This is a genomic window from Opitutus terrae PB90-1 (assembly GCF_000019965.1).
Classification (GTDB): Bacteria; Verrucomicrobiota; Verrucomicrobiia; order Opitutales; family Opitutaceae; genus Opitutus; species Opitutus terrae.
The window spans coordinates 5,508,647-5,522,381 of record NC_010571.1; the positions used below are offsets into that span (position 1 = coordinate 5,508,647).

Genomic DNA, 13,735 nt, shown 5'->3' on the forward strand with positions numbered 1-13,735 from the left:
TCGCGTGATTCGCGCGCGGAGGATATGGACTATTCGGCCGTTTTCAGGTCGGCGAGGTTCCACTTGGGCCGACGGACCTCGGCCGCAATCTCGTTGAACGCGTTGATCTCCGCTTCGGAGAACAGCAGGCCGCCGTTCTTCGCGCTGCGCGCGGCGGCTTCGGCTTCGATCTGGCCCGGCAGCATGCAGCCCTCGTTGCCGTGACCCAGAATGTCGCCGATCACCGCCTTAACGTTGCCGGTCTGATCGCGGCCCTGCGCAAACGCGCCGCCGTTCATCGCGTCGGGATGCCAGACCTGGAAGAAGAAGCAGCACGTGCCCTTCTCGCCTTCCGTCACCTGGCTCCAGCGGTTGCGCAGCGTGGGCAACGAGCCGCCGATGAAGGCGCCGACGATTTCATTCATGAGCGACAGCCCGTAGCCCTTGTGCGCGCCGAACGGCAGCAGGTACTTCGCCTTCGCCGGATCGGTCGTCGGCGTGCCGTTCTCGTCCACGGCGGCGCCCGGCGGGAGCTGTTTGCCCTCGCGCAGCAGCTGCTGCACGCGGCCCATCGCCACGACGCTCGTCGCCCAGTCGATGACGATCGGATACCCGATCGCGCCGGTGGTCGGGAAACCCCACGAATGCGGATTCGTGCCGAGCGTGGGATACTTGCCGCCGAACGGAACAACTTCAGCGAGCGCCGCGGTGCAGTTGGTGTAGGCAATATAGCCGCGCCGCGCGGCCTCCATCACGTAGCCGCCGCCCCAGAGGTAGTGGAACGCGTTGTCGACCGAAACCATGCCGACGCCGTATTTGTCGGCGAGCTTCATGGCGGTTTCGATCGCGGCGTAGCCGGTGGCCTGGCCGAGCTTGCGATTGGCGTTCCACACCTGCGCGCCGCGGAACCGCGTCTTCACCTTTTCGATCTTCGCCTTGGGCTTGCAGCCACCGGCGCCGGAGCCGAACAGATGATCGAGGTGCAGCGCCTTGAGCGCGTTGTGAGTGCGGATGCCGTGCCGTGTGGCCTCGGCGCAGAACCGCGCGCCAGCGGCGGCTTCCTGACCGGAATAGCCGCGTTTCTTGTAGGCTGCTTCGACGAGTGCGTTGTGCTGCGCTTCGGGAACGACGTAGAAAGTTTCCATAGGGTTGAGAGTTGAGGGTTGAGAGTTGAGAGTCGGAAAATCTGAGCCGAGCGAGCCGACGGTTCGGCCTCTCAACTCTCAGCTCTCAACTCTCAACTCGCGTGGGCGTCAGACCACCTTCTTGACCGGAACCTCCGGATTCACCTGCGCGAGCGGCTTCTCGCCGTGCATCGCACGGATGAGGTTGGTGACTGCAGCCGTCGCCTGACGGACGACGCTCTCGTAGGTGCGCGAGCCGATGTGCGGCGTGCAGACGACGTTCGGCAGCTTGAGCAACGGATGATCCGCCGCCGGCGGCTCCTGGTCGAGCACGTCGGTGCCGTAGCCACCCACCTGGCCCGACTTCAATGCCGCGACCATGTCGGCGGTGTTCACGATCTCGCCGCGCGCACAGTTCAGGATCAGCACGCCCTTTTTCATCTTCGCAAACGCGGCCGCGTTGATCATCCCGCGCGTCTGCGGTGTCAGGTTCGTGTGCAGCGACAGGTAATCCGACGCGGCAAAAATCTCGTCGAGCGAGTTCACCCGCTTCACGCCATGCTCCGCGGCGAATTTATCGTCCCAATACACGTCGTAGCCGATCGGCGTCATGCCAAACGCCTTCGCGCGGATCGCGACCTCCTTGCCAATCCGGCCGAGGCCGACGATGCCGATCGTCTTCTCGAGCAGTTCGTGGCCGGTCTTCCGCTTCCAGCCACCGCTACGGGTCGAGTCCGTGTGGAAAAGGAAATTCTTCTCCAGCGCGAGCAGCAGCAGGAACGTGTGTTCGGCCACCGTCGTGTGGTTCACACCCGGCGTGAACAGCAGCGGAATGCCGAACTCGGTGCACGACTTCACGTCGATCTTGTCGACGCCGATGCCGTATTTGCTGAGCACCTTCAGCCGCGGGCGGGCTTTTTCGAGTACCTGGCGGGTGATGGCGTCGTCGCCGCAAATGTAGCCGTCGACCTCGCCGACGAGGGCGAGCGTGTCGGCCTCGTTCAACGGACCGCGCGCGCGGATGACTTCCCAGCCGGTCTGAGCCAGCAAGTCATGATGACCGCCGGGCGTATCCTGAAACGAAGTGGTGGTAAGAAGAATGCGAGTCATGGGAAAAAAAGAAAAAGCCGAGCTTGCCCGCGAATTACGCGACTACACACCAATGAGTGCGAGCCGGACGACGCCGCCGGCCAAAGCCTTCGCTCGTCGCTGGCATGTTCATTGGCAGATATGCGCGCAGATTGGCGTGGATTCGCGGGCGGGTGAAATCCGTTGTTATGCCACCGCCGCGGCGGCGGCGACGAATTCCTTGGCGCGCGCGGTGACGGCGGCCCAGTCGCGAGCTTTCAGCGCCGCCGGCGCGACCAGCGCGCTGCCGGCGGCAGTCGCCCACGCGCCCGCTTTCAAGAAGTCGCCGACGGTCTGCGGCGTCACGCCGCCCGTCGGCAGGAATTCCATCTTCGGGAACGGGGCCTTGAGCGACTTGATGTACGCCGGGCCGAAGAACTCGGCCGGGAAAATCTTGATCACGTCGGCACCGGCGTCCCACGCCGTGCATGCTTCGGTCGGCGTCAGCGCGCCGGACAGCACCGGTACGCCGGCTTCCTTGCAGGCGGCGATCACCGCCGGTCGCACGGCCGGAGTGACGATGAATTTCGCGCCTGCGGCGATACCGCGCTTCGCGGTGTCGGGATCGAGCACGGTGCCCAGGCCGATGAGTGCCTCGGGCAGTTCCTTCGAGACGCGGGCAACCATCTCGATCGCGCCGGGCGTGGTCATCGTCAGCTCGATGGCGCCGAGGCCGCCGGCCTGCAGTGCGCGGGCGCAATCCACGAGGCTCTCGGCGTTGTCGGCGCGGATGAGCGCAATCACTTTCTGGGCTTTGAGCCGAGCGAGAATGTCGGATTTGTTCACGATGGGGAATCGAATTGAAGTTTCAGCGGGCGGGAAAAGAAGCGGCCGAGCATGACCGTCCGATCCCGGGGCAGGCAAGCCGGTGCGCAAACGCAACGGCCCTCACATCAAACAGGCGGACGACGGCAGATACAGGCAAAAACCCCGTCTGTTAAACGATGAGACCGTCACGAGGCCGCTTCCCCGTTGCGATCCACCTCGATTTTCCGGATGCAGCTCTTCGCTTTCAGCCGCGGCCGCAGTCCTCTTCTGCGGTCGATCCCTCGCGGTGCCGCGCCGCCCGGGCCGCGTGCGATGGCGAACCGTCAGACGCAGTGTGCGGTTGCGGTTGACCTCCGGTTATCCTCCTCTCTTTCGAATGAAGCTCCATTACTCGCCGAGCCCCGCCGAGACGAAGCGTCTCGAGCCTGAACAACTCCGCAGCGCTTTCCTGATCAGCGATCTGTTTCAACCCGGTCAGCTCATCACGCACTACACCGACCTCGATCGGATGATCGCCGGCGGCGTCACGCCGACCTCCGCGCCTCTGCCGCTGCCGAACTCGAAGCAGGCGACGGGCACCGACTTCTTCCTCGAACGGCGGGAAATTGGCATCATCAACATCGGCGCGCCCGGCGCCGTCCGCGTCGGCGGCAAAAGCTACCCGCTCGGCTCGCTCGACTGCCTGTACGTCGGCAAGGGTGAACGCGACGTCGTGTTCGAGGCCGGCAGCGCCGGTCAGGCCCAGTATTTCTTCATCAGCACGCCCGCGCACATGACCTACCCGACGGCGCACGCCGCGCGCGCGCAGGGCACGCAGCCGATCGGCGATCCCGCGAAGTGCAATCGCCGGCGGATCAACCGCTACATCCACGCCAACGGCATCAAGAGCTGCCAGCTCGTGATGGGCTTCACCGAATTCGAGCCCGGCAGCGTCTGGAACACGATGCCGCCCCACACGCACTCGCGCCGCACCGAGATCTATCTCTATTTCGATCTCGGCACCGACATGGTCGTGCACCTGATGGGCGAGCCTCAGGCCACGCGGCACCTGATCGTGCGCGATCGCGAAGCGATCCTTTCCCCCGCGTGGTCGATCCACGCCGGCGTCGGCACCGGCGCTTATCGCTTCATCTGGGCGATGGGCGGCGATAACCAGACGTTCGAAGACATGGATCAGGTCGCCATCGCCGACCTGAAGTAATTCCCGTCACCGGTGGGAGCCCGCCGCCCCGGCGGGCTTTCCGATTTGGTTTCCATTCACCCCGCCCGAACCGCGGGCTCCACCCGCCCCCAGCCAGCTATTTTCAACCCATGAGCTCCATCCTCGAAAAATTCAGTCTCAACGGAAAAGTCGCCGTCGTCACCGGCGCCGCGCGCGGCCTCGGTCAGGGCATGGCCCTCGCGCTCGCCGAAGCCGGCGCGGACATCGTCGCGGTCGACATCCTCCCCGCCGATGACACCAAGAAGCAGGTCGAGGCGCTTGGTCGCAAAGCGATCACGCTCGCCGCCAATCTCGGCGACCGCGCCGCGATCCCACAGGTGATCGCCAACGCCCGCAAGCAGTTCGCCCACCTCGACGTGCTCGTGAACTGCGCCGGCATCATCCGCCGCGAGGACTTCACCAAGTTCTCCGAGAAAGACTGGGACGACGTCATGGGCATCAACATCGACGCCGTGTTTTTCCTCTCGCAGGCGTTCGTGCGCGACGCGATCGAGCGCAACGCGCCGGCGAAGATCATCAACATCGCCTCGATGCTGTCGTTCCAAGGCGGTATCCGCGTCCCCTCCTACACGGCGTCGAAGAGCGCGGTGCAGGGACTCACGCGGCTGATGGCGAATGAACTCGCCGCGAAGGGCATCAACGTGAACGCGATCGCGCCCGGCTACATGGCCACCGACAACACCGCGCCGCTGCGCGCCGACGAGAAACGCAGCGCGGCGATTCTCGAGCGCATTCCGGCCGCCCGCTGGGGCACGCCCGACGACCTCAAGGGCACGGCGGTCTTCCTCGCCTCCTCCGCCTCGGACTACGTCAACGGCTACACGATCGCCGTCGACGGTGGCTGGCTGGCCCGGTAAGCCCCCGGCGAACGACCAGCTTCTCTCGAGCCCGGCGTCTCCGCCGGGCTCTTCGTTTTGGGCGACGATGAGAGCGTCGCGGATGCGGCCGCGTGTTGACGCGCTCCGCCCATGGGCAATCGTGAAGGCTCTCGCCCCCATGAAAACACCCCGAGTCTTCACCGCGTTCCTTGCCGGCCTCGCGGCCGCCACGACGGTTCTGGCCGCCGACAAGGTCACCCTCACCGTGAGCCACGATCTCTCGATCGCGCGGCCGGCGGAAACCATCACCGTACCGTGGTCAAAGATTGCCGAAGCGCTGCCCGGCGCGCTCCTGCAGAAAATCCAAGTGACGGATGCCGCCGGCCGGGTGCTTCCCTATCAGGTCACCAACGTCGCCCCGCAGGCCAAGGACCCGAAGGGCGTTGGCATCGCCTACGGCGAACTGATCTTCCAGCACGACTTCGCCGCCGGCGAGCAGTCGGCGACGTTCACCGTCGAGAAGATCGAAGGCGTCGCACCGGTGTTTCCGTCAAAAGCCTTCGCGCGCTACGTGCCCGAGCGGCTCGACGACTTCGGTTGGGAAAACGACAAGATCGGCCACCGCACCTACGGCCCCGCGCTCGCTGCGCCGGCCGAGGGCAGCGGCAAGGAGGTCCTCGTCACCTCCGGCCTCGACATCTGGTGCAAGCGCGTCCCCTACCTCATCGTCGACCGCTGGTACAACAAGGGCCACGACCACTACCACAAGGACGAGGGCGAGGGCATGGACATGTACAACGTCGGCCCCTCGCGCGGCTGCGGTGGCACCGGCGTGTGGGACGGCAAGCAGCTTCACGTCAGCCGCAATTACAAGACTTGGAAAGTCATCGCGAACGGACCGGTCCGCGCGATCTTCGAGCTGACCTACGACACCTGGATGGCCAACGGCGTGATGGTGTCCGAAACGAAGCGCTTCACCGTGGACGCCGGCCACAACCTCGACCTGATCGAGAGCACGTTCGCCATGACGAACGCGAAGCAGGTCACCATCGGTATCGGCCTCAACAAAACACCGACCGACAAGGGCCAGGATCCGCAAATCGTGACCACGCCCACCGCCGACGACGGCTCGCTGACCCAATGGGTCACGCAGAAATCCAACGGCGATCTCGGCACGGCGGTCGTCGTCGACAAGGCGGCGTTCGGCGGCTTTGCAGAGGATGATCGCAATCAACTCGTGCTCGCCAAGGCGACGGCTGGACAGCCGCTCCGCTATCTCGCAGGCGCCGGCTGGTCGAAGGCGGGCGAGTTTACCTCGGCGCAGCAATGGAACGCGTACGTCGCCGCCTGCGCCGCGCGGCTGCGCTCGCCGGTGAAGGTGACGGTCGCGGCCAACTAAGCCGTCGCTGCAACGGTGTAGCCGGGCTCGCTGAGCCCGGGCCGGGGTCAACTGACCCCGGCTACAGGGGTTCCAATCCCGCTCAAGTCGGGATTGTAGGGCGGGGTCGCTGCCCCCGCCGCGGCATGAGCGCCGTGCGACACTCGTAGCACGGGCGGGCTGCCCGTGCCACGTTGCGGCAGGATCAGGAGATCCGGCCCTACAACCAGGCGCATGACGCGTGCTCGCCGCCTACAGCCGGAAGCTCACCGTAAAGATGATCTGCCGCGGATCGATGATCCGGTACACGTAAGTGCTGCCATCCGGGTTGACCGCCGCTGCCTGCAGTCGGCCATCTTCGAAAATATTACGGACGTTCAGCTGGAATCGCACCGAGTACTTGTCGCGCAGCTTGAGATTGTAGCCGGCCATCACGTCGAAGTACGCCCGATCCTTGTCGTAGAACGGGTGGCTCGCGTCGTATTCGCGGATCACGCCATCAGGATCGGGCGCCGCGCCCGCGTAACCGATGATCGCGCGGTCTTCCCAGCGAATGCCGCCGCCAACGTCCATGTTCTTCAGCCAGCGCTGATCGGTGATGCCCCTCAGCTGGTAATTCGTCACGAGGTTAAACTTCCACTCGCGGTTCTGCATGATCGGCTTCCCCTGCGTCGCCACGGCGAGCTTCATCGGCGCGAGCAGGTTCGTCGTGTACCAGATCTTGGGCGTGGAGCTACCGACCCGGTAGGTGCCGTCCCAGAACGAGGAGCCGTCGAACGGGCTCTTCGCCGCCATCCACACCGGCGTGCGCGCGGCGACGTATTCCTGCAGCGCCGGCGACATCACCGCGTTGAACGCCTGCGCCTGCGTGATCGTGCTGCGAATCGTCCAATACGAGGTCGGATTCGCGATGATCTCGACCTCCTTGCCGCGCGAATACGCGTCGCTGTTGTCGTTGTGGGTCTTGTTGCGGTGGCTGTCGATGAACGCCGGATCCACGCCCATCAGCTCCGGGATGACCGCGTCGATCTGCGTGATCGTCCAGTCCGGATGCAGCTTGCCGAGCTCGGTTTGGTAAAAGGCCTCGAGGTCGGGATCGCCACCGGTTTGATTGCCGTCCGCGTCGAGCCGGATCGCGCGCTGCACGATCGTGTTCACCGAACTCGTGCCGCGACCATGATCGACCGTCTCATACTGCCGCGCCCGAATCGACAGCCGCGGCGAGCCGCCCGCGTCCGGGAACAGGTTCAAGTCGAAGCCATAGTCCTTCGTGTCGGCCTGCGGGTCCGACAACGGCTGACCGTAAATGTCGTAGGCCTGCGAGGTCGGGTTGAAGCTGTCGGACTGGCTGTAGGCGAGCCCCAGCCAGGTGAACGGCCGGACCACGACGCCATAGTTGCTCGTGTCGCCCTTGCGCTCCACCCAGTCGTAGGTGCCGAAATTGTTCATGTCGCTGGTATCGTAGAAGCCGTTCGTCGCCGCGCTGGGCGCGATGGCCGGATTACCTTCGCGGGTACGGTTGAAGTCGCGCCGGAAACCCGCCAGCGGCACGATCCGGTCCTTCCACAGGCTCGCCTGCCAGATCCCGCCGTAGGTGCTGAGCAGCCGGCGATTCAGCCGGTTGGCGTAGTAGTATTCCGTGAAGTCCACCGGCTCGTCGATCCATTGGTTCGTGACGCCGTTGTAGTAGCGCAGCGTGTAGCTGCCAGGGTAACCATAACCCACCGGCGCATAGTCGACGTTCTGCCCGTTGGCATCGCCCACGTAGATCCGCGGGTAGGCGCGGAACGACGCGCCGTTGCGGCTGAACGTCGCGGCCGTCGGCGTCATCCACGCCTCGGTCGAGGACATCGTGTCCTTGTAGCCGAAGGAGCCGCCGTAGACCTCGCGATACTCGCCATAGCCGAGGAAATTCTGCCGGCCGAACCACTTCAGCCAGCCGTTCTCCCGCGTGAGATCGAGCTGATACGCCAGCATCCCGCGGTAGTTGTCGCTGTTGTTGCGCGATTTTCTGAACGCCGGCTCGGAGCCGCCGATGTAGGGCCGCAGGAAGTAGGGATTCGCCGTGCCGTCGAGGAGCTTCTCGTTGACGTCGATGTAGACCTGCATCTTGCCGCCGTCGGTCTTGCCGAGGAACGAGCGCGCGTTGGTGTTGATTCGCTCGTAGAGCCAGCCGCCCTGCAGCGCGAGGGTCTGCCGCGGCGTGTGCAAGATGATCTGTTCGAGCTCGATGTTGCTCGTCTCAGCCCGCGTCGTATCCCGGTTGGGCGCCGCGAGATTGATCGACGTCCAGTCGTAGAACGAACGGTCGCTCACGCCGGGCGTCGTGAACAACGGATAGCTGCCGCTATTGCGCAGGTAGTTCGTCGTGTTCTGCAGCAGCCGGCCGGTACCAGCGATGTTCGCGGGCCCGATCGCGGTATTGACCGGCGTCGCCGCCGGCATCCGGTTGATCATGTACAGCTCGACCTGGCCGTTATCGATATACCAGCTCGGCCGGCCGGTGACGCCGGTATCCGTCACGTTCAACCCGACCGGGAATCGCGCCGCTTCCTGCGCGGTGGTGACCGGCCCGATGCTCGTGCCGTCGGCCAAGTGCACCGTCTGCGTGATCGGATCCCACGTCGGTTTGCCACTGCTGATCCAGTCGCGCCACATGTCGCGCGGCGTGGTGGAATTCGGCCGGTTGGCGAAGTTGCGATATGATTCGAAACTGCCGCGGATCGTCGTGGTCTGGAACGGCCGCGCGGTGACCGCCGCCTGCAACCGCCGCGTCAGATCCTGCGCCGGTTCCTGCCGATAACGCCGGTCGTCATAGACGCCGAGCACGCGCACGGCGAGTTTGTCCTTCACCACCGGCTGGTTGAAATCGAAGTTCGTGCGAAAACTGCCGTAGGCGTCCGTGCGCGCCGACACGCCGTAGCTCGACTTCGTCGGATTCGCCTTGGCGGAAATCACGTTGATGCCGCCGCCCGAGCTGCCGAGACCGAAGAGCGAGGAGTTCGGTCCGCGCGAGATTTCGATCGAATCGATGTTATACGTGTCCAGCGGCAGCGACGTGCGATAGAGCCCAGTGGACACGTTGGGCGCCGTCAGTCCGCGCATGCGCGTGGCGTTGTGTGGGTCCGCCTGGATATCGTCGCTCACGTTGCCACGATCGAGCGTGAAGCTGGTCCACTGGTAAATGCCCTCGGTGTTCGCCTCGTAGAGGAACACGTCGTTGATGTCGGTCGCGGCAGTGTCCAGCAGCTGCTGCTTCGTGACCACCGACAGCGAGGCCGCGATGTCCTCGAGCCGCGTGTTGACGCGCGAGCCGGAGAGCGTGTTGAAAGCCTTGTAGCCGCGATCGTTCGCGGCGTTCACCTCGAAGGGTGAGAGGACGATGGGTTGATCTTCCCCGTCCGCGCCGGGGGTGGCGGTCGCGGTGGTGGTGGACTGCGCCTGCAACGGCAGCGCGCTGAGCAGAGCAAGGCCCGACAGGAGGGCCGAAAGAGCCACGAATTGGCCCGGCGAACAAGGTGGTTTCATACGAGGAGGCTGAGGTGTCGGCATGCAGCCCGAGCCGGCCGCCTGGCGGCATCCACACGACGGATGCAACGGTGCGGACAGCGGACTGGTTGGGGTTTAGGACTGGCCGCAAGGCTGCGCCAGCCTTGCTGGTCGCGAACGTGGCTCCGCCCCGGGCCCCGATCGAACCGGCCCGTTTCGTTCCGTCCGAATTCTCCGGCCTCGGCGGCCCGCGGGGTGTCGCTTTGCTGGCCCCACCGTGAACAGCGAGCCCCGCCCCACGATGCGCAGCATGGCCCGCGCACTCGGCCTTTCCCGTACCACCGTCTCCGAATCGCTTCGCGACGAACCCCGGGTGCATCTGGCCACCCGGCAGCGCGTGCAGGCGCATGCCCGCGCGGTCGGCTATCGTTTCAACCCGCTCGCCAGCTCGATCCTCAGCGAGGTGCGCCGCACGCGGCTCTCCGCGTTTCACGGCGTGCTCGCCGCCGTCAGTCTCGAGGAGCCGCGCCGCCCGCCCTTCACCGGACCCTTCTGGCGCGAACTTCTGCGCGGCGCCGCCGCGCGCGCCGAGCAACTCGGCTTCAAGCTCGAGCAATTCGTCGTCGGCGAACCGGGTGTGTCCGTGCACCGGCTGGACACCATCCTGCAGTCGCGCGGCATCCGCGGCGTGTTGATCATGCCGGCGTGGGATCAGCCCGAGCTCACGCAGCTCGACTGGCAGCACTACACCGGCGTCTACGCCGACTACCTCATCGATCATCCGGCGCTGCACTCGGTGTGCCCGGATCATCCGCGCGCAATGGTGACGGCGTTGGAGCGGCTGAAGCAGTTGGGCTATCGCCGGCCGGGGCTCGCGCTGCAGGAACACGAAAGCGCGAGGCTGCAGCACCGCTGGGCCGGTGCGTTTCTCGCCGACGTGCGGCTCAACCGCCGGTTCGCGTTCGTGCCGCCGCTCATCGAACCGCAGCTGAACGTGGCGCGGTTCAAAAAATGGTTTCAACGCTACCAGCCCGACGTGGTGCTCGGCCATCGCGCGGAGATCGTCGGCTGGATGAAAGACTGCGGCGCGCGCGTCCCGCAGACCCATGGTTTCTGCTGTCTTAACACCAGCATCAATGCCACGCCCTGTGCCGGCCTCGACCAGCAGCCCTATCAGATCGGCGTGCGGGGCGTGGAAATCGTGATCAGCCAGCTGCACCGGAACGAATACGGCATCCCCGAACTGCCGTGCAACACCACCGTCCCCTCGCGCTGGGTGGACGGCCCGACGCTGCCGAGCTAGCCCCCCGCTCTCTTCCTCGTTCTCCCTGTTCTGCTCGTTCTCTTTCTCGTTCTCTCGATTGATCGGTAGTATTCGCCCCGAACGAGAGAACGAGAACGACAACGAGAAAGAGAACGATAACGAGAACGACTCGGCTTCGCTCGATCCGCGGCTGTTCGCTTACGGCATCCGATTGAATCCCTCGGCGCGCACGACCCAGTTACCGTCCTGCGGAAACCCCGGCGCGTTCCCGGCCGGCGCGCCGTCCCAGCCACCGGCCATCAAGCCCACGGCCGCGAGCAGCGACGCGTTCACCGGGAAATACGCCGGACAGCCGTCCGGCTCCTTCGGCCGCCGCACGTGACCGGCGTTCATGAACCGCGCCGCCGGCGCCTGACTCGTCAGGATCGCCACCGCCGTCTCCGGCTCGCCGAGTCGCGCCGCCGTCATCGCGCCCTGGCCCATCGCCCAGCTCACCCAGCGCTCGAGGCCGTTGCGCCGTGTGACTTCGTGAAACGTCCGCCGAACGGTTTCCGTATCCACCATGTCCACCTTCGGCATGAACCCGAGCACCATCAGCATCGAGGTCGGCAACCCGCCGGTACCTGCGAACAGCGCGGGCTCGGTCTCGATTTCGAGATACATCCTGTCGCGCTCGGGCAGTTTCGAGAGCTTCTGCAAAATATCCGCCCAGCGCGGCTCCGGCTCCAAGCCGAGCCGGGCGCGCCACTGCTGGGCCACCTGCAGTCCGTAAAACCAGTAGGCGAGTTCGAACGTCGGGTTCTGCGTCGTGTTCTCGCCGGCCTTCTCGCTGACGTTCTTGATCGGCGGGCCGAGCACGTAGCGATCGGTCGCGGGATCCAGATGCGCGAACGACGCGAGAAACTCCGCTGATTCGAAAACGATGGCGCGATACTGCTCGAGCGTGGCGCGCTCCGGCCGGGCGCGATAGACGAGCTCGCACAACGCGATCGGATTCGGCTGGTTCCAAATGATGAACGGATTGATCGAGCCCGGCGACGGCCGGCCGTCGATGCCCGCCATCTTCGGCCAGCGCGCGCCGGTGAAGCCTTGCGTCGCCGCCTCCGCTTTCGCCAGCGGGAGAATGCGTTGGTACCAGCCCAGCCCTTTCTCCAGCAGCTCCGTCCGGCCCCACGCGTAGAAGTGCGCCGCGTGCCAGAAATACATCTCGGTATTGTGCTTTCCGAACCAGGTGATGTTCGTCAGCCCATCCTCCGAGGGCGGAAAACTACCCGCGTAGTTGATGCGCAGAAGATATTGGGACAGCACCACCCGCCGCTCGAGCTCGGCGGCGCGTGCATCCTTGCTGCCGCTCAAGTCCAGCGCGGCGCCGCGCATCCAGTAGTCGCGCCAGCCCCGGGCGCTCGACTCACGCACCTCTCCAAACGACAAAAGCTCCTCGCGTAGGAGCGTCGTTGGTTTGCTCGACCCCGCAAGGGTTGGTGTAGCCGGGGTCGCCGACCCCGGCCCGGGCTCGGCGAGCCCGGCTACATGTTTTACCTCCGGCGCGAACTCACACGTGAACGCCAGCACCTCGGCGCCGTCGCTCCGCAGCCGGAAATCGTGCGCCGCCGCCTCGGTCAACGTCGTCTTCCCCTCGCGACGCAGCGTCACGAAATAGCGGCTCTCGTCGAGCGTGCGTTCGAGCTGCGCCAGCTCCGGCGTGGCGCGCACGACGGCGGTCCGATGTCGCACCGGCTGGTCCCAGACCAGCGGCGGCTTGTTCCGCGTGCCAGGCTGGTGCGAATAGGGGAAACGGATCCGCACCTGCAACGCGCCGGACGCGAGCAGCGGCGATTCGATGCGCACCGCGACCGCGCTCCGCTCCGCGTGCGCCGCAGTCACCACCGTCACGGGCGTGCCGGCGATCGTGTAGCGGCTGAGCACCTCACCGGTCCAGAGATCCAGCGTCTGATCGATGTGGCCCAATTCCTCGGCCGCGAGCGGATGGCCTTCGTGGATCAAGCTCACCTGCCCCAGCGGAATCGGATGCGGGTTCTCGCGGAAATACGCTCCGGCCGGACTGCGCTGCAGTCCGGCAAACCGGATCGTGCGCCCGTGGAAGTCGTAGGCTTTCATCGCGTCCTCGATCTTCAATCCCGCCGGATTTGGAAACGAATGCCACGCCCACGTGGATAAAGTTTCGAGTGGAATGCCCTCCTCGTGGTAGGTCTGCCCGAACGATTGCAGTCCCGTGACGTCGACGGTGAACGCGAAGTCGCCGTTGCCCACGCTCAGCGGGCTCTCCGGATCGATTCGGTTCACGTGCACGTTGTGCCGCCGCACCAGCGCCTCGCGGTCGATCGGCACGGCTGCGGCCATGCCGGCGAGGCCCAGGAATCCGACAAAGAGCACGGCCACGGATTGAAGGCGCGGATGGAGTCGAAGGGTCATGGATGAGTTTTCCTGGAGGCCGCAGGGGAAACAGAGGAGGTCAGAGCTGACGCTCTCGCCACAATTTCAAAAATTGGGAGCGCTCCTCTTCGCTTATTTCGCAACCTCATCAGTGTGGATTAGCGAGATCAG

The 13,735-nt window shown here is 65.3% G+C and carries 9 protein-coding genes; 4 read left to right on the top strand and 5 right to left on the bottom strand.

Annotation, left to right across the window (positions count from 1 at the left end; all coding sequences use genetic code 11):
• Positions 1 to 29: 29 nt before the first annotated feature.
• The 3 genes from OTER_RS21520 to OTER_RS21530 form a co-directional block, all read right to left on the bottom strand.
• The gene (locus tag OTER_RS21520) at positions 30 to 1,124 is read right to left on the bottom strand and encodes an Ldh family oxidoreductase (RefSeq protein WP_012377061.1); all 1,095 of its coding nucleotides are present in this window, start codon (positions 1,122 to 1,124) and stop codon (positions 30 to 32) included.
• A 108-nt stretch (positions 1,125 to 1,232) separates the two neighbouring features.
• Positions 1,233 to 2,213 carry a phosphoglycerate dehydrogenase gene (locus OTER_RS21525; protein WP_012377062.1) on the bottom strand — a complete coding sequence of 327 codons (981 nt, stop codon included), beginning with the start codon at positions 2,211 to 2,213 and terminating at the stop codon, positions 1,233 to 1,235.
• Between the two features lie 165 nt (positions 2,214 to 2,378).
• Positions 2,379 to 3,017 carry a bifunctional 4-hydroxy-2-oxoglutarate aldolase/2-dehydro-3-deoxy-phosphogluconate aldolase gene (locus OTER_RS21530; protein WP_012377063.1) on the bottom strand — a complete coding sequence of 213 codons (639 nt, stop codon included), beginning with the start codon at positions 3,015 to 3,017 and terminating at the stop codon, positions 2,379 to 2,381.
• Positions 3,018 to 3,375: 358 nt separating this feature from the next.
• Between OTER_RS21530 and kduI the strand changes: the two genes are divergently transcribed.
• From kduI to OTER_RS21545, 3 genes are all read left to right on the top strand, one after another.
• Positions 3,376 to 4,200 carry a 5-dehydro-4-deoxy-D-glucuronate isomerase gene (gene kduI / locus OTER_RS21535; RefSeq protein ID WP_012377064.1) on the top strand — a complete coding sequence of 275 codons (825 nt, stop codon included), beginning with the start codon at positions 3,376 to 3,378 and terminating at the stop codon, positions 4,198 to 4,200.
• 110 nt (positions 4,201 to 4,310) lie between these two features.
• Positions 4,311 to 5,078 (top strand): 2-dehydro-3-deoxy-D-gluconate 5-dehydrogenase KduD, encoded by a 768-nt coding sequence (gene kduD, locus OTER_RS21540; RefSeq protein ID WP_012377065.1) that lies wholly within the window; start codon positions 4,311 to 4,313, stop codon positions 5,076 to 5,078.
• A gap of 139 nt (positions 5,079 to 5,217) precedes the next feature.
• A complete protein-coding gene (locus OTER_RS21545) occupies positions 5,218 to 6,438 on the top strand; it encodes a DUF4861 domain-containing protein (RefSeq protein WP_044891937.1) in 1,221 nt (406 codons plus the stop codon).
• A 231-nt stretch (positions 6,439 to 6,669) separates the two neighbouring features.
• Here the strand turns inward: OTER_RS21545 and OTER_RS21550 are convergent, their stop codons facing one another.
• Entirely contained in the window at positions 6,670 to 9,945 is a 3,276-nt protein-coding gene (locus tag OTER_RS21550) for a TonB-dependent receptor plug domain-containing protein (protein ID WP_012377067.1), read from the bottom strand.
• Positions 9,946 to 10,183: 238 nt separating this feature from the next.
• On the opposite strand from OTER_RS21550, the gene OTER_RS21555 reads away from it, so the two are divergent.
• Positions 10,184 to 11,209 (top strand): LacI family DNA-binding transcriptional regulator, encoded by a 1,026-nt coding sequence (locus OTER_RS21555; RefSeq protein ID WP_237702404.1) that lies wholly within the window; start codon positions 10,184 to 10,186, stop codon positions 11,207 to 11,209.
• Positions 11,210 to 11,368: 159 nt separating this feature from the next.
• Here OTER_RS21555 and OTER_RS21560 read toward each other — a convergent pair whose 3' ends face one another.
• A complete protein-coding gene (locus OTER_RS21560; RefSeq protein ID WP_012377069.1) occupies positions 11,369 to 13,603 on the bottom strand; it encodes a hypothetical protein in 2,235 nt (744 codons plus the stop codon).
• Positions 13,604 to 13,735 lie beyond the last annotated feature (132 nt).